15 protein-coding genes are annotated in these 15,842 nt (G+C 59.4%); 9 read left to right on the top strand and 6 right to left on the bottom strand.

All coding sequences use genetic code 11. The annotated features are described in order from the left end of the window. Window positions 1-8 precede the first annotated feature (8 nt). Window positions 9-1,307: a cytosine permease gene (locus CLU84_RS11600; RefSeq protein ID WP_099737300.1), complete on the bottom strand. Its 1,299-nt coding sequence runs from the start codon at window positions 1,305-1,307 to the stop codon at window positions 9-11. 421 nt (window positions 1,308-1,728) lie between these two features. Between CLU84_RS11600 and CLU84_RS11595 the strand changes: the two genes are divergently transcribed. From CLU84_RS11595 to CLU84_RS11585, 3 genes are read left to right on the top strand one after another with little or no spacing between them, the layout of a single operon-like run. Then, on the top strand, window positions 1,729-2,583 hold the full coding sequence (locus CLU84_RS11595; RefSeq protein ID WP_099737299.1) for a hypothetical protein: 855 nt from the start codon (window positions 1,729-1,731) through the stop codon (window positions 2,581-2,583). A gap of 56 nt (window positions 2,584-2,639) precedes the next feature. Then, the gene (locus tag CLU84_RS11590; protein ID WP_099737298.1) at window positions 2,640-3,227 is read left to right on the top strand and encodes a sigma-70 family RNA polymerase sigma factor; all 588 of its coding nucleotides are present in this window, start codon (window positions 2,640-2,642) and stop codon (window positions 3,225-3,227) included. After that, window positions 3,224-4,183: a hypothetical protein gene (locus tag CLU84_RS11585; RefSeq protein ID WP_099737297.1), complete on the top strand. Its 960-nt coding sequence runs from the start codon at window positions 3,224-3,226 to the stop codon at window positions 4,181-4,183. The genes CLU84_RS11590 and CLU84_RS11585 overlap by 4 nt, the downstream gene beginning before the upstream one ends. 88 nt (window positions 4,184-4,271) lie before the next feature. On the opposite strand, the gene CLU84_RS11580 is transcribed toward CLU84_RS11585, so the two are convergent. The 5 genes from CLU84_RS11580 to CLU84_RS11560 all read right to left on the bottom strand — a co-directional run bounded on the left by CLU84_RS11580 (window position 4,272) and on the right by CLU84_RS11560 (window position 8,142). Beyond that, the gene (locus CLU84_RS11580) at window positions 4,272-5,063 is read right to left on the bottom strand and encodes a peptidylprolyl isomerase (protein ID WP_369826838.1); all 792 of its coding nucleotides are present in this window, start codon (window positions 5,061-5,063) and stop codon (window positions 4,272-4,274) included. A gap of 71 nt (window positions 5,064-5,134) precedes the next feature. Next, the gene (locus tag CLU84_RS11575) at window positions 5,135-5,401 is read right to left on the bottom strand and encodes a BolA family transcriptional regulator (RefSeq protein ID WP_099737296.1); all 267 of its coding nucleotides are present in this window, start codon (window positions 5,399-5,401) and stop codon (window positions 5,135-5,137) included. After that, on the bottom strand, window positions 5,398-5,967 hold the full coding sequence (locus CLU84_RS11570; RefSeq protein ID WP_099737295.1) for a septation protein A: 570 nt from the start codon (window positions 5,965-5,967) through the stop codon (window positions 5,398-5,400). The genes CLU84_RS11575 and CLU84_RS11570 overlap by 4 nt, the downstream gene beginning before the upstream one ends. Before the next feature lie 226 nt (window positions 5,968-6,193). Beyond that, window positions 6,194-6,610 (bottom strand): peptide-methionine (R)-S-oxide reductase MsrB, encoded by a 417-nt coding sequence (msrB, locus tag CLU84_RS11565; RefSeq protein ID WP_099737294.1) that lies wholly within the window; start codon window positions 6,608-6,610, stop codon window positions 6,194-6,196. Continuing rightward, entirely contained in the window at window positions 6,607-8,142 is a 1,536-nt protein-coding gene (locus CLU84_RS11560) for a YdiU family protein (RefSeq protein WP_369826860.1), read from the bottom strand. The genes msrB and CLU84_RS11560 overlap by 4 nt, the downstream gene beginning before the upstream one ends. Window positions 8,143-8,375: 233 nt before the next feature. Here CLU84_RS11560 and CLU84_RS11555 point away from each other — a divergent pair, with 233 nt between their 5' ends. The 6 genes from CLU84_RS11555 (at window position 8,376) to CLU84_RS11530 (ending at window position 15,840) form a co-directional block, all read left to right on the top strand. Beyond that, window positions 8,376-10,016 (top strand): 3-(methylthio)propionyl-CoA ligase, encoded by a 1,641-nt coding sequence (locus tag CLU84_RS11555; protein ID WP_099737293.1) that lies wholly within the window; start codon window positions 8,376-8,378, stop codon window positions 10,014-10,016. 198 nt (window positions 10,017-10,214) lie between these two features. Next, window positions 10,215-10,499: a hypothetical protein gene (locus tag CLU84_RS11550; RefSeq protein WP_144445444.1), complete on the top strand. Its 285-nt coding sequence runs from the start codon at window positions 10,215-10,217 to the stop codon at window positions 10,497-10,499. A 214-nt stretch (window positions 10,500-10,713) separates the two neighbouring features. Next, entirely contained in the window at window positions 10,714-11,949 is a 1,236-nt protein-coding gene (locus tag CLU84_RS11545) for a branched-chain amino acid ABC transporter substrate-binding protein (protein ID WP_099737291.1), read from the top strand. Between the two features lie 255 nt (window positions 11,950-12,204). Next, window positions 12,205-13,440: a branched-chain amino acid ABC transporter substrate-binding protein gene (locus CLU84_RS11540; RefSeq protein ID WP_099737290.1), complete on the top strand. Its 1,236-nt coding sequence runs from the start codon at window positions 12,205-12,207 to the stop codon at window positions 13,438-13,440. Between the two features lie 102 nt (window positions 13,441-13,542). Beyond that, complete coding sequence (locus CLU84_RS11535; protein WP_099737289.1) at window positions 13,543-14,496, top strand: branched-chain amino acid ABC transporter permease; 954 nt, start codon at window positions 13,543-13,545, stop codon at window positions 14,494-14,496. A 3-nt stretch (window positions 14,497-14,499) separates the two neighbouring features. Next, a complete protein-coding gene (locus CLU84_RS11530; RefSeq protein WP_099737288.1) occupies window positions 14,500-15,840 on the top strand; it encodes a branched-chain amino acid ABC transporter permease in 1,341 nt (446 codons plus the stop codon). Window positions 15,841-15,842 lie beyond the last annotated feature (2 nt).

Here is a 15,842-nt window from a genome sequence, read left to right as displayed (position 1 = left end):
TTTGATGGTCAAGCCTGCACCGGCTGACCACGATGTTGCAACTGTCGGGTGGCCACAGCAGCTGCAAATGTCAGCACCAGCGTAGGCAGGGCCGAGCCCATGGCGCTGCTCAAAAGCGGTAGCAGGTGGTAGAAGGCAATGCCCAGCACCCAGATGGCCACGGCATCCCAGCGCACAGCGGGTGCGTCACGCATCAGCTCTACGGCATTGGTGCCAAAGGCCAGGCGTCCCAGCATCACGCCAAACAGCGGCACGAAGCAGGAGCTGAGCAGCAGCAAAAATGGCTCAAGGCTGTGCATGGGCAGCACCATGGCCAGACCGGTGCACAGCGCTGCAATCAGCAGGCCCCAGCGGCGAATGCTCCACGCGGGCAAGATGCTGTGGGCCGACATGGCGCCCGAGTAGGCATCGCCATAGGCGTTGTCCACCTCATCGAGCAAAATCAGCGACAGGGCGATCAGGCCGCCCTGGGCCAGCAGCAGGGCGGTGACTAGGTCTTCGCTGGGCAGCGTGAGCGCCACCAGCACACCCAGCGAATAGCACCAGATATTGGCCAGCGCAAAACCCGTCCAGGCACCGGTCAGCGCAGATTTACCGCTTTTGCCATGGCGGGCGTAGTCGGCCACCAGCGGCAGCCAGCTAATCGGCATGGCAATCACCAGATCCACAGCGCTGAGCATGCTCATGCCGCCTGTGCCTTCGCGGCTCAGCAGCACAGCAAAGCCGGTGTTGCTGGCCATGGCCAGAAACTGCCAGCTCAGCCACAGCAGCGACACAATCACCAGCGGCAGCGCAACGCGCGAGATGATGCGGCGCACCAGCGTGGTCATGTTGCCGCTCATCAGCAGCAAGATCACGCTGCCCCAGATCAGCGTGGCCAGCCATGGCCAGTAAGCCGCCGTCATGGCGCCGCTTTGCTTGCCCAGCGCCACGGTGGCGTCGCGCATCACCACCAGCTCAAAGCTGCCCCAGCCCAGCAGTTGGATGATGTTCAGAAAAATCGGCAGGCGCGCAAAGTTGCGGCCATAAACGCTGTGCATCAGCCCCGCGCTTGAAAGACCGCTGTCGCAGCCCAGCTTGCCCACCCAGCCCAGCAGGCCAGCGCCGACGACGGAGCCCAGACCAATCGCCATCATCGCCTGCAGGGGGCTGAGCGCGGGCAGCAGATAGGCGCCCATCTGCATGACCAGCAGGCCCACGCCCAGACTGAACCACAGCGAGGCATGGTCGCGCCAGACGAAGACGCGGTCTTGCGCGGCCAAGGGGGACAGGGCCTGATTGGCCGGTGTTGAAGAGGAAGAATTCATGAATGCTCCGCCAGAAAAACGAAGCAGGGGCCGTGTGGGTTGCGCAGATAGCTATTGAAGTCATAGCGTGCCGCGGCATGACACCTTGGACAGCTTCCCTGCGCGAGGATGATCTCGGGCAGAGCCAGTGGCTCTGCGCAATCAGGTTCAAAGGGACTCTCTCAGCCTTGACTTGTTGTCGTCAGGACACCCCTAGCGAGGGCGATTGTGCCAGAGAAGGCTGTGCGAGCCCCTTGGTCACCGGTCAAAGCTGTGTTGCAAATACTTGCAAACAAAGAGCGCGATGTTTAACCCCGTTGGCGCTGCTGCTGCGTTTCAGTGGATGACAAGTCTGTCGCCACTGAATTTTCAGGAGATAACGTCCATGTTCTCTAATTGCACCGCCACTCAAACCCCGGCCCAAACCGCTACCGCCTCTTCTATGACTCGCAGTCGTTTGCTGCGTGTTTCATTGCTCTACGCCGCGCTCGCGGCTGCCGTGGGGTCAGCCAGCGCTCTGTCGCCGCGTGCAGACACAGGCAAGGTGGCAGAAGTCAGCATCGTTGAGCGCGCTACGGGCCGCGTACTGCCCATCTACCGCCATGGGGGCGAGCTGTGGGTGGCGGGCCGACCCGGCGCCAACTATGCGGTGCGCGTTCGCAGTCTGGAAGGTCGCCGCATCATGGCGGTCGTCAGCGTCGATGGTGTCAATGCCGTCAACGGCAAGACGGCCAGCTCGCGTGCTGAAAATGGCTATGTGCTGGATGCGGCAGACAGCTATGACGTGACAGGCTGGCGCAAGAGCAACGAGAGCGTCGCAGCGTTTTACTTCTCGCAAAGCGATATGTCCTATGCCAGCCGTACGGGTCGCCCCAAGGATGTGGGCGTGATTGGTGTGGCGCTATACCGTGAAAAGCTGCCAGAGCCCATCGTCTACGAAGGCCCTGTCTATGAGTCTCGGTCGACTGGCAAGGCTACCGCAGAGTCTTCTGCCGCAACTGCTGATGAAGCCGCTCCGAATGCGGCCAACAAGAGCAGCATGGCCAAGCGCGCGCCTTCAGCAGCACCATCGCTGGGGACTGGACATGGCGCGGTGGAGAGCTCTCAGGTCGAGCAGACGGAGTTTGAAGCCGATACAGCAACTCCCCGCCGCGTGGTACGTATCCGCTACGACAGCTACGAGAACCTGGTGGCCAAGGGTGTGATTCGTGAACCCCGGCCACGCCCGCCGGTCACCCGCTCGCCAAGCGCCTTTCCCGCTGACTCAGGTTTTGTGCCTGATCCACCCCGTAACTAAAGACTGCTGAAACAGGAGCGTAGAGGTATGCCCGCGAAGTTTGCATAATCGCGGGAATGTCCGAACAGCCGCCGGCACCAGTTGCCATCCTTGATGAGGTCCTGATGCAAAGCTATGCAGCAGGACAGGCCGCAGCGTTTGAGCAGCTGTATGGCCGCCATCGGCTGCGCATGTGGCGCTACTTTTATCGCAACACGGGCGATGGGGCGCTGGCCGACGACCTGACTCAAGACCTGTGGTTTGCGGTGGTGGACAACGCTGCGCGCTATGAAGTGCGCAGCAAGTTCACGACTTGGCTGTTCACCATGGCGCACCACCGGCTGGTCGATCACTGGCGCAGGCTGCGGCCCGGCATCAGCCTGTCAGCAGATACGGAAGAATCCATGCGGCTGGCCGACAGCCTGTTTGCCGCTTCGGGCTTTGAGCCTGATCATCAGCTTGATCGCCAGCTGATGGCGCATGCCCTGCTGGCCGCGCTGGCGCAGTTGCCCACCGAGCAGCGCGAGTGTTTTTTATTGCAGGTGGAGGCCGATATGACGGTGACCGAGATTGCCCTGGCCACCGGCGTGGCCGAAGAAACGGCGAAAAGCCGCCTGCGCTACGCGCGTGCCAAGCTGCGCGCGGCGCTGGAGGAACTGGCATGAGCATCACCCCTGAATCAGAGCAAGGCAGCAAGCCCGATGTGCTGCGCGAGCTGTATCAGCAAGCCGTGGCCGATGACCGTGGCCCCAGTGCGCAAAGCAGCGCTGCCATACTGGCCCGCGCCAAACAGCGCGCAGCCGCTGCATCGCAAGAGAGCGCAAAACCACAGAGCCAGCCTGCCGCCAACGACCGCTTCTGGCTGCGCCACGCGCTGGGCGGATTGGCGGCTGTCGGGCTGGTCGGCTGGTTGATGCTACAGCACGCGGCCTGGTGGGATGGATCAGACAAAGGCATTGGCGTGGAGCCGGATGCACGCCCTGCTGTGGTGGCTGAACAGGCTGCGCCAGCTCCAGTGTTATCCCCTGAGCCAAACCCGGCAGCGGTAGATGCCGCTCAATCGGAAGCCGCAGAGGTCGCGCCGATAACCAACAGGGCAACGCACCAGTCTTCAGTGGTGCAACCATCAAAGGAAAATCGGGCTGTAGCGCCTGAGGATAAAGCGCCAGCAGCTATGGATATTGAAGCAAAAGTGCAAGCGCCCGTGCGAGAACAGGCTGCACCAGCGGTAGCAAACGCTACGCCTCCCATGGCGGCACCTGCATCATCCATAGCGCCGTCCATGGAGCGCTCGGAAAGAATGGCACCAACAGCCAAGGCGCGCGATTCCAGTGCTGGCGAGGGCACACCGAATGCCGCTGAACAATCGCTTGCAACGGCAGATATTGCGCCGCAGCAAAACCCTGAAGTTCAGGCGAAATTACCGCTGTGCCCGCTGGTCGATGAGGAACAGGGCAGAAAACCCGGTGCGAATGGCGATGCTCAAAAAGATGACAAATCTGCGGCAAGCGCCGCGTTGAAGCCACCTAATTGCCGCCCGCGCAAGGCCAACGAAAAGCACCCAGTCAAGTCTGAGAAAGCGCCTGAAGCTATGGAATCTGTAGCAAACCCAGTGCAATAAGCACTGCAACAGGCACAAAAAAAGCCCGCTTGACGCGGGCTTTGGTGATGGTCTGGCCAGTTCTTTTCAGTGCTGACGTAAGAGCATGTTACTGGACTTTTGCGCTTTTGCGCAGCTGATCCTGGAATTGCTGCAGCTTTGTTTGTTGCAGTTGCTGCATGATTTGAGGCTTGACGTCTTCAAACTTGGGCATTTCAGCCTGACGCTCGTCATCCATGCGGATGATGTGCCAGCCGAACTGGCTCTTCACGGGGACTGCGGTGAGTTCGCCCTTTTTGAGCTTGATCAGCGCTTCTGTGAACTCGGGCACGTAGTTGTTGGGGTTGGCCCAGTCTAAGTCGCCACCGCGGGCACCCGATCCGGGGTCCTTGGATTCCTTCTTGGCGATCTCTTCAAAGCTCTTGCCAGCCTTCACTTCAGCAATGATGGCCTTGGCGCGGTCTTCGGACTCCACCAGGATATGGCTGGCCTTGTATTCCTTGCCGCCATTGGCTTCCACGAACTTGTCGTACTCGGCCTTGGCTTCGGCATCGGTCACGGGGTTCTTCTTCTGGAAGTCTTCAAACAGCGCACGGATCAGCACGGTCTGGCGTGCCATTTCCATCTGCTGCTTGTAGGCATCAGAGGCGGCCAGGCCACGGCGGCTGGCTTCTTGCATGAAGATTTCGCGGGCGATGACTTCGTCCTTGATCATCTTGTCCATCTCGGGGGCGATGGGCTGGCCGCTGGCTTCGATTTGTGCCTTCAGTGCGTTGACGCGGGCCAGAGGAACGGCCTTGCCATTGACGATGGCCACGTTTTGTGCCGATGCGGACAGGGCGGCAAAGCCCAGAACTGCGGCGCCCACCATGCGGGCCATTTGCTTTTGATTCATGCTCATTCGAGTCTTGATTGAAAAAAGTGAATTAGTTCAGCCCATATGCAACAGGCTCCGCATTGCGGAGCCTGATGTCATAAAACTTCAATGGCGATGGCGTGAACGCCCTGGTCAATGAAGTCCTGCAACGCATCATACACAAGGCGATGGCGCGCTACGCGGCTTTTTCCGTCAAAGCCGGGGCAGGCAATGCGGATGCGGAAATGGGTGCCGACGCCACTGTCGTTGGCTCCAGCATGGCCGGCATGCTGGTAGCTTTCGTCAATGACTTCGAGCTGGGTTGGCTGCAGGCGTTCGCGCAGAGCGGCGTCCATGGCGGGGGCGCTGATGGTGACGCTCATGGCTGCTTGTCCTTGGCTTCGCCGTTGTTTTGAGTGGTGTCCTGGGGCAGGTAGCGGCTCATGTAGATGGCTTGCGCAATGACGAAGGCGACCATGAGGCCCATGCCGCCAAACAGCTTGAAGTTGACCCAGGCATCGGTGTCAAAGTTAAAGGCCACCCAGAGGTTGAGGGCGCCCATGCCGGCGAAGAAAGCGGTCCACGCCCAGTTGAGCTTGAGCCAGACAGCATCAGGCAGCTGCAGTTGCGAACCCATGACGGAGCGCAGCAGGTTCTTTTTGAAGATCAGCTGGCCAAACAGCAAAGCAGCGCCCATGAGCCAGTACAGCACCGTGGGCTTCCACTTGATGAAGTCTTCGTTGTGGGCCAGCAGCGTGGCACCGCCAAACAGCACAATCACGCCAAGACTGACCCATTGCATGGGCTCGATCTTGCCGGTTTTGATGCGCAGATAAGCGATCTGAGCAATGGTGGCCACAATAGCCACGCCCGTGGCGGCATAGATGCCCCAGACCTTGAAGGCCACGAAAAACAGGATGATGGGGAAAAAATCAATCAGCAGCTTCATGCGCGAAATGTAAGTCGTTCTGGTATTTCAGAGTACGCCAGCCGGGCAAGGTTCCCGGTGCAGCGGTAAATAGTCATCATGCACCAAAGAGCCAGCCATACCTGCGTCAAAGGCTTGAGTGGCGGGCGGTTTTAGCTATCAAAACCAAGATAACCAAGAGGTGCGCTTGAGAAGTGATTTGAGTCAGGACAGGCTCAAACGCTTTCACATCAAGCGCTGGCAGCTCTTATTTTTGAGCGTCGTTGTGGAAATCCAGAGAGGCTGAGTTCATGCAGTAGCGCAGACCTGTGTCCGTGGGGCCATCTGGAAAGACATGACCCAGATGCGCGCCGCAGCTGCTGCACACGGTCTCCACGCGGACCATGCCGTGGGTACGGTCGGTGATTTCCGTGATTGCGCCGGGTACGGCCAGATCAAAGCTGGGCCAGCCGCAGCCGGCGTCAAACTTGGTGTGCGAGTCAAACAGTTTGGCACCGCAGCAGACGCAGTGGTAGCTGCCATCGGCCCAGAACTTTTCGTACTTGCCGGTGAAGGGGCGCTCGGTGGCGGCGTGGCGGGTGACCTGAAACGCAGCAGGCTCGGCGCCTTTTTCCTGCAGCAGGGCTTGCCATTCGGCATCGGTTTTCTGGATAGGAAAGCTCATGATGAACAGCTGATTTCAATGGTGGTAGCCCAGTCGGGCGGGAAGCCGGCCCAGTCTGCGTGGGCCGGGTGCGAGTCATAAGGTGCTTGCAGCACGGCCAGCATTTGCCGCACCGGCGCAAAGTCGCCGCCCTGTGCGGCGCGAATCACGGTTTCACCCAGGTGGTTGCGCAGCACGAAGCGGGGATTGGATTTTTGCATCAAATCGGCCGCTTGCGCTTGATCTACCTGCGCTAGCTGCTCTGAATAGGTGAGCGACCAGGCGTCGAACGTGGCGCGGTCCAGAATGATGTCCCGCAGTGGCTCAAAGTCGATGTTTGCATCTTGTGCCTGCTGCACGGCTTCGGTCAGGCGCGTGAAGAAGATGGTGTAGTCCACCTTGTTGTCGGCCAGTATCTGCAGCAGCGGGTTGACCAGCAGGGCAAAGCGGCCATCGGCAGGCGCTGTGCCCTCCGCATCTTCGGGCAGGCCCAGCTTGCGCAGCATTTGCGTGGCGTAAGCCGCGGGGAAGGCGGTTTTGTACGATTCCAGCGCCGCAATGGTCAGCTCTTCACTGCCAATCAGCGGCAGCAGGGCTTGGCCGAGGCAGTACAGGTTCCAGTAGGCGACCTGGGGCTGGCGGTTGAAGGCGTAACGGCCCTGGTTGTCGCTGTGGTTGCAGATGTGGCCGGGATCAAACGCATCGAGAAACTGGAAGGGGCCGTAGTCAATCGTCAGGCCCAGAATGCTCATGTTGTCGGTGTTCATCACCCCGTGGCAAAAGCCCACGGCTTGCCACTGGGCCAGCAGGCGGGCGGTGCGCTCGCTCACGGCCTGCAGAAAGTTGGCGTAGGCATTGCCTTGCAGCGGTGTGGCGGTACGGCATTCGGGGTAGTGCTGGTCAATGACCAGATCGGCCAGCGCTTTCAGCGGTGCTTGCATGTCGCGCGCGGCGAAATGCTCGAAGTGGCCAAAGCGCACAAAGCTCTCGGCCACGCGGGTGACGATGGCCGCCGTTTCCAGGGTCTCGCGTGCCACGGAAAGGGGGGAGCCAGTCAGCGCCAGGGCTCTGGTGGTGGGAATGCCTAAAGCAGCCATGGCTTCGCTGCACAGAAATTCACGAATGGATGAGCGCAGCACGGCACGGCCATCGCCACCGCGCGAGTAGGGCGTGCGGCCTGCGCCTTTGAGCTGGACTTCAAAGCCTTGCTCAGTCTCGCCCAGCATGATGGCACGGCCGTCGCCCAGCTGCCCGGCCCAGACGCCGAACTGGTGGCCGCTGTAAACGCTGGCCAGCGGCTTGTGGTCGTCGGACGCAGCCGCTGGCACCGCATTGCCGCTGAGGGTTTGAAGTGCCTCGTCGGTTCGCAGCCATGCGGGGTTCAGTCCCATCAGCTGCGCGGTACTGGCGCTGGTGGCGACCCAGTGCGGTGCCGGTACGGGCGTGGGTTGAAGATAGGTGAAAAATGCCGGGCCCAGGGCTTCGAATCGGCCGGGGCTGTGCCATTGCGGGGCAGTGGATTCGCTCATGCAGTCATTGTGCTTGAGCCGCAGCAAAGCCAGAGCTTGCAGGGTTGTTGGCAGAGGCCTTGGACACCTGAGTCAATAGCCTGGCGCAGTGCTGGCGAATGCCTAGGTCTTTCCCTGAGGCGTTCGACATCCTTCATAGGAAGGATGCGGGGAAACGTCGATTCCATTACGCATTGGTGACAGCTCTGGGGTGACGGCTGCAAAGCTAGCGCTAGGATGGCTGCCGACTACCACAACGATATCCAGGAGACGTGCCTATGTTGGGTTTGATGCAAAACCAGCCACTGCTGATTTCTTCCCTGATCGAGTTTGCCGCCCGCAACCATAGCGACGGGGAAATTGTCTCCCGTCGTGTGGAAGGGGATATCCATCGTTATACCTATAAGGACATGGCAGGCCGCGCGCGGCAGCTGGCCAATACGCTGGACGCAATGGGGTTGGCGCAGGGGGAGCGGGTGGCCAGTCTGGCGTGGAATGGTTATCGCCACATGGAGATGTACTTTGGCGTCAGCGGCTCGGGCCGGGTGCTGCACACCATCAATCCGCGCCTGCACCCTGAGCAGATTGCCTGGATCATCAACCACGCGGAGGACAAGGCCCTGTGCTTTGATCTGAGCTTTTTGCCCATCATTGCCGCCGTGCACAGCAAGTGCCCGCAGGTCAGCCAATGGGTGGTGCTGTGCGATGCAGACAAGGTGCCCGCAGACAGTGGTATTCCGGGGCTGGTGAGCTATGAGAGCTGGATTGCAGACCAGTCCGATCAATACAACTGGCCGCAGTTCGATGAAAACACGGCGTCAAGCATGTGCTACACCAGCGGCACTACGGGCAATCCCAAGGCGGTGCTCTATAGCCACCGCTCCAGCGTCTTGCACGCCTATGCAGCGGCGTTGCCTGATGTGATGTGTCTGTCGGCTCGCGACTCGGTACTGCCAGTGGTGCCCATGTTCCACGTCAATGCCTGGGGCCTGCCGTATTCGGCCGCGCTCACGGGTTGCAAGCTGGTCTTCCCCGGCCCGGCGCTGGACGGCAAGTCGGTCTACGAATTGATCGAGGCCGAAGGCGTGACCTTTGCCGCCGGTGTGCCCACAGTGTGGCAGATGCTGCTGAGCTATATGAAGCCTAGCGGCCTGCGCTTTTCCAAGCTCAAGCGCACGGTGATTGGTGGCTCCGCCTGCCCGCCCGCCATGATTACGGCCTTCCAGGATGACTATGGGGTCGAGGTTTTGCATGCCTGGGGCATGACGGAGATGAGTCCGCTGGGCACCCTGTGCACGCTCAAGAACAAGCACCAGGATCTGCCTAAGGGAGAGCAGATGAAGATCCGCCAGAAACAAGGCCGCGCGATCTTTGGCGTGGACATGAAGATTGTCAACGACGCCGGTGAAGATCAGCCCTGGGACGGCAAGAGCTATGGCGACCTGCTGGTGCGTGGGCCCTGGATCATCGACAGCTATTACAAAGGCAGCGGCAGCCCATTGGTGCAAGGGGCTGACGGCCATGGCTGGTTCCCTACCGGGGACATGGCGACTATCGACGCCGACGGCTATATGCAGATTACCGACCGCAGCAAGGACGTGATCAAGTCCGGTGGCGAATGGATCAGCTCCATCGATATTGAAAACATCGCCATGGCCCACCCCGTTGTCGCCATGGCCGCCTGTATTGGCATGCCGCACCCCAAGTGGGATGAGCGCCCGATTGTTGCCGTGGTCAAAAAGCCGGGTGCCGATGTCACGCGCGAGGAATTGCTGCAGTTCTACGAAGGCAAGACCGCCAAGTGGCAGATTCCGGATGATGTGGTGTTTGTGGCGGCTATCCCTATTGGTGCCACGGGCAAGATGCTCAAGACTCGTCTGCGTGAGGAACTGAAGGATTACAAGCTGCCTACGCTTTAAGCGCGGCTTTTCTGTGCGCATGGAGCCCTGCAGCCCCCGGCCATCATCATGCGATGATGGCCGTTTCGTTTTGGGCTCTTGCCATGCACAGTGTTCAGCCGAAGTCGCCTGCCTGTTGTTGCCAATCCTTGGATGCGCCCGCTTCGGGTCTGCTGGGACCCGCAGTCCTGGCAGTCCTGCTGGGTAAGCGATCTGGTCATGCACTGGTTTGTGCGCCAGCAACTGGTGTTTGCTCGCCTTTATGGACTCACTGGGGTGCGTGATCTGCTGAACTATCTGTGTCTGGCTTTGATCGGCGGTGCGCGTGTGGATCAGATTCCTGAGGTGGCAGAACTGTTGCTCCGTGTAAAGGCACGCAAGCTGAGCTTTGACAAATTCATGGACGAGGTCGCCCCAAAGCTGGAGGGCAAGGGCTTGCCTGAGCCGCAGGTGCTGACGGCTGCCAATGGCCTGCCGTTGACGGAAAACCAACTGCCGCTCTAGGCGCAGCTGAGACACTGGTTTTGCCATTCTTTGAGAGATAAAGGCCTGCAGCGCTTTATCTGTATGCGCAAGCAGCTATGTTTTTTGATAACTCAGGACGTCAGAAATGTCCCAAAGTCGCCAAAGTGATATGCGCTAGGGCAACCCCCAGGCGGCAATGAAGGGCTTGCCGCTTAGTCTGAGCCTCGCTCATAAACACCAATGGAGACGCTCTATGAAGTTTGCATACAAGGCTTTGACGGCATCGGTGATCCTGGCGTGCGCGGGAACTGCAATGGCGCAAAAGGGGGAGACCGTCAAGGTCGCGTGGATTGATCCGCTTTCGGGCCTGATGGCTGCGCTGGGCTCTAACCAGCTCAAAAGTCTGCAGTACGCTGCCGAAGAGATCAACAAGGCCAGCACTTCAGGCGTCAAGTTCGAAATCATTGGTATTGACAACAAACTGAGCCCGCAGGAAACCACGGCTGCGCTGCGCTCAGCCATGGATCAAGGCGTGCGCTATGTATTTCAGGGCAATGGCTCTGGCCCGGCGCTGGCCATCATGGATGCGCTGGAAAAGCACAATGCCCGCAACAAGGGCAAGGAAGTGGTGTTCCTCAACTACGCCGCAGTGGACCCTGATCTGACCAATAGCAAGTGCAGCTACTGGCACTTCCGTCTGGATGCAGATACCTCCATGAAGATGGAGGCGCTGACCACGTACATGAAGGACGTGCCCGAAGTCAAAAAGGTCTACCTGATCAACCAGAACTATTCGCACGGCCAGCAGGTTTCCAAGTTCGCCAAGGAAATGCTCAAGCGCAAGCGCCCCGATGTGGAAATTGTGGGCGATGACTTCTCGCCACTGGCCCAGGTGCGTGACTTCGCACCCTATGTGGCCAAGATCAAGCAGTCCGGTGCCGATACGGTGATTACCGGCAACTGGGGCTCTGACCTGTCGCTGCTCGTCAAGGCAGCCAACGATGCGGGTCTGAACAACGTCAAGTTCTACACCTACTACGGCATTGCCACGGGCGCGCCCACTGCCATGGGCGCAGCTGCTGCAGGCAAGGTCTATATGGTGGGCTACGGCCATCTGAACATGCCGGGCACCATGGAAAAGATCGTCAAGGGCTTCAAGGCCAAGGTCAATGACGATATGTATACCGGCACCGTTTACACGGGTCTGAACATGCTCGACCAGGCCTTTGCCAAGGCCAAGACCACCGACCCGGTCAAGGTCGCCGCGACCATGGAGGGCATGAAGTTCCAGAACTACAACGGCGAGGTCGAGATGCGCAAGACCGACCACCAGTTGCAGCAGGGCCTGTACATCCTGCGCTGGGATAAGGCGGGCGGCAAGTACCCCATGGATTCTGAGAATACGGGCTACACCTTTGCGCCGGTGAAGTATTACGAGCCCTATGTGGCCAGCACGCCCACCAGCTGCCAGATGAAACGACCTTCCTGAGCCTGAGCGACAGGGATGCCAAGGGTGCCCGTGCGGCACCCTTTTTTGTCTCTGTCTTGGAGGCGCTGCATGTGGACGGGTGTTTCACATCACGGCGCAGATTTCTGCATGTGTCACCCAAGTGTCGGCAACGGCCCGAAAACCGCCATGAAAGTCGCCTGCGTGATAGTTACTAAGGCTTTCCCCCAAGGGGAAAAGTCTACCGGCCGGTAGATTGGCGTCATTGACTAGCAAAAACAGAGTAAGGAGACAAGTATGAAATGGGTTATGCGTGCAGTGGCCGTTTCGGCTATGGCGGTGAGCGCAGGTGGTGCCTGGGCTCAAAAAGGCGAAACGGTAAAGCTGGCCTGGATTGATCCCTTGTCTGGCCTGATGGCGGCGGTGGGGACCAATCAGCTCAAGACTTTTCAGCTGCTGGCCGAAGAATTCAATCAAAAAAATGCCTCGGGTGTGAAGTTTGAGGTGGTGGCGCTGGACAACAAACTCAGCCCGCAAGAAACCACGGCCGCACTGCGGTCCGCCATGGATCAGGGCGTGCGCTATATCGCGCAGGGCAATGGCTCTGGCCCGGCGCTGGCCATCATGGATGCGCTGGAAAAGCACAACAACCGCAACAAGGGCAAGGAGCTGCTGTACTTCAACTATGCCGCCGTTGACCCTGATCTGACGAACAGCAAGTGCAGCTACTGGCACTTCCGCCTCGATGCCGATACCTCCATGAAGATGGAAGTGCTGACCACCTTCATGAAGGACGATGCCGAGGTCAAGAAGGTCTATCTGATCAACCAGAACTACGGCCACGGCCAGCAGGTATCCAAGTACGCCAAGGAGCTGCTCAAAGCCAAGCGCCCCGATGTGCAAATTGTGGGTGATGATTTTTCGCCGCTGGCGCAGGTGCGTGACTTCGCCCCGTATATCGCCAAGATCAAGCAGTCAGGTGCCGATACCGTCATTACTGGCAACTGGGGGGCCGACCTGTCGCTGCTCATCAAGGCCGCCAATGATGCAGGTCTGAACAACGTCAAGTTCTTTACCTACTATGCCTTTGGCGCTGGTTCGCCCACGGCCATGGGTGCAGCGTCTGATGGCAAGGTCTACACGGTGGCCTATGGCCACTACAACATGGGTCAGCCCATTCAGGCCAGCATGGCCAGCTTCAAGAAGAAGTTCAGCGACGACCTCACGCAAAGCTCCATCTATCACGTGTTTGCCTTGCTGGATGCCGCCTTTGTGAAGACGGGTTCTACCGACCCGGTCAAGGTCGCTGCCGCGCTGGAGGGCATGAAGCTCAAGAGCTTTAATGGCGAAGTGGAGATGCGCAAGTCTGACCACCAGTTGCAGCAAGGCCTGTACATCACCAAGTGGCAAAAGGCTGGCGGCAAGTTCCCGTATGACGCGGAAAACACCGGCTACACCTTTGCGCCGGTGAAGTACTACGAGCCCTATGTGGCCAGCACGCCCACTAGCTGCCAGATGAAGCGCCCGAGCTGAGCCATCACCCTCGTGTTGCAGCCGGTGCGCCATCCATAAAAAAAGCCCAACAGGTGCCGGGCTGCAGCAATCTCTTTGCTTTTTTGAGAAAAAGGCTTGTCGATGACGCCTGAATTTTTCACCATATCCATGCTCAACGGCGTGAGCTACGGGCTGCTGCTCTTCATGCTCAGCTCGGGCCTGACGCTGATTTTCAGCATGATGGGCGTGCTCAATTTCGCCCACACCAGCTTTTATATGCTGGGCGCGTATTTCGCGTACACGCTTAGCGGCATTGTGGGTTTCTGGCCTGCACTGCTTCTGTGCCCCGTGCTGGTAGGCGTGCTGGGCGCTCTGTTTGAGCGCTACTGCCTGCGCCGCGTGCACAAATACGGTCATGTGCCAGAACTGCTGGTGACCTTCGGCCTGTCGTACCTGATTCTGGAAGTGGTGCAACTGATCTGGGGCCGCGGCACCGTGCCTTATGCGCTGCCGACCGCACTGCAAGGCCCGCTGTTCACTCTGTACGGCACGCAGTTCCCCAAGTCACGCTCTTTTGTGATGCTGGTGGCCATGCTGATGTTGGTAGCGGTCTGGCTGCTGCTGACCCGCACCCGTATTGGACTGGTGATTCAGGCTGCACTCAAGAACCCCGACATGGTCGAGGCTCTGGGCCACAACGTCCCCCGCGTTTTCATGATGGTGTTCGGCGGCGGCTGCGCGCTGGCCGGGCTGGCGGGCGTGCTGGGCGGCAACACCTATGTGACCGAGCCTGCCATGGCGGCATCGGTGGGCTCCATCATCTTTGTGGTGGTGGTCGTGGGCGGCATGGGCTCGCTTGCGGGGGCGTTTGTCGCTTCGCTGCTGATTGGCGTGCTGCAGACCTTTGCCGTGGCGTTGGACTGGTCGCTGGCCGGGCTGTTCACCTCCATGGGCCAGACGGTCAATGAGTCCACCTTTGGCTGGCCTGTGCTGAGACTGACACTGTCCCAGGTCGCGCCCATTCTGCCGTACCTGTTCCTGGTGCTGATTCTCATCTTCCGCCCCAAGGGCCTGCTGGGCACGAGAGGAGATTAAGCCATGTCTTCAATTGCGAAAACTTCCATGAATTCTTCTGCTGCAGACAAGGGCGAGACGCAGGCTCATTACCGCTTCAAGCCCCTGAATATCGGGCGCATTCTGATCTGGGGCCTGTTTGCGCTGGCCTTGATCGTGGCGCCGCTGATCTTCACCAGCTCGCTGGCGCTGACCATGCTCAGCCAGATTGGCTACCTCATCATCATCTGTCTGTCATACAACATCCTGCTGGGGCAGGGCGGCATGCTGAGCTTTGGGCATGCGGTGTACACGGGCCTGGGCTCGTTTCTGGCCATTCACGCCATGAACAAGGCCGCAGCCGGTGCCATGCCTATTCCGCTGGTGCTTATTCCCATTGTGGGCGGCATTGCGGGCATGTTCTTCGCAGCTCTGTTTGGCTATGTCACCACCAAAAAGTCCGGCACCACCTTTGCCATGATTACCATGGGCTTGGGTGAACTGGTCGCTTCCATGGCGCTGATGTTCCCAGAGTTCTTTGGTGGCGAGGGCGGCATCACTACCGACCGTGTCTACAGCAAGTTCTTTGGGCTGGACTTTGGCTCGGGTCTGCAGGTTTACTACCTGATTGCGGCCTACTGCTTTGTCTGTACGGCAGCCATGTTCGCTTTCACCGGCACGCCACTGGGCCGCATGCTGAACGCCGTGCGTGACAACCCCGAACGTGTGGAGTTTGTGGGCTACAACACCCAGCGCGTGCGCTACTTCGCTTTCATCATTGCGGGCTTTTTTGCCGGTATTGGTGGCGGGTTGACTGCTATCAATTTCGAGATCATCACGGCCATGGACAGCGTCAGTGTGGTGCGCTCGGGCGGCTATCTGCTCTTCACCTTCCTGGGTGGTGCCACCTTCTTCTTCGGCCCCATCATCGGCGCTGTGCTGCTGGTACTGGCTTCGGTGCTGCTGTCTGAGCTGACCAAGGCCTGGCTGCTGTATCTGGGGTTGGTCTTTTTGCTGATGGTCATGTACGCACCCGGCGGCGTAGCCAGCCTGATCATGATGAATCTGCGCGTTGCCAAGTTCGGCCACTTCAAGCGCCTGATCAAGCCTTATCTGGGCGTACTGGTGGCAGGCGCAATCACGCTGGTTGGCGCGGCTTCGCTGATCGAGATGATCTATCACATGCAGCTCAACGCAGCGATGGGCTCCATGGTTCCATTCATGGGCACGCAGCTGGACACCAGCGTTGCCGCCACCTGGACGGTCGCCATTGTGATTTTTGTAGTGGGGCTGGGCTTGCTGGAGACCGCGCGTCGCTTTACGGCGCGCCGCTGGGGCCAGATCCAGGAAGCGATAGAAGAAAGCATCAAGAAAGGGGAGGGTTGATC

The organism is Comamonas sp. 26 (genome assembly GCF_002754475.1).
Lineage (GTDB): Bacteria > Pseudomonadota > Gammaproteobacteria > Burkholderiales > Burkholderiaceae_C > Comamonas.
Note: the sequence above shows the minus strand (reverse complement) of the source record. Positions and strands in the feature narration are given on the sequence as shown.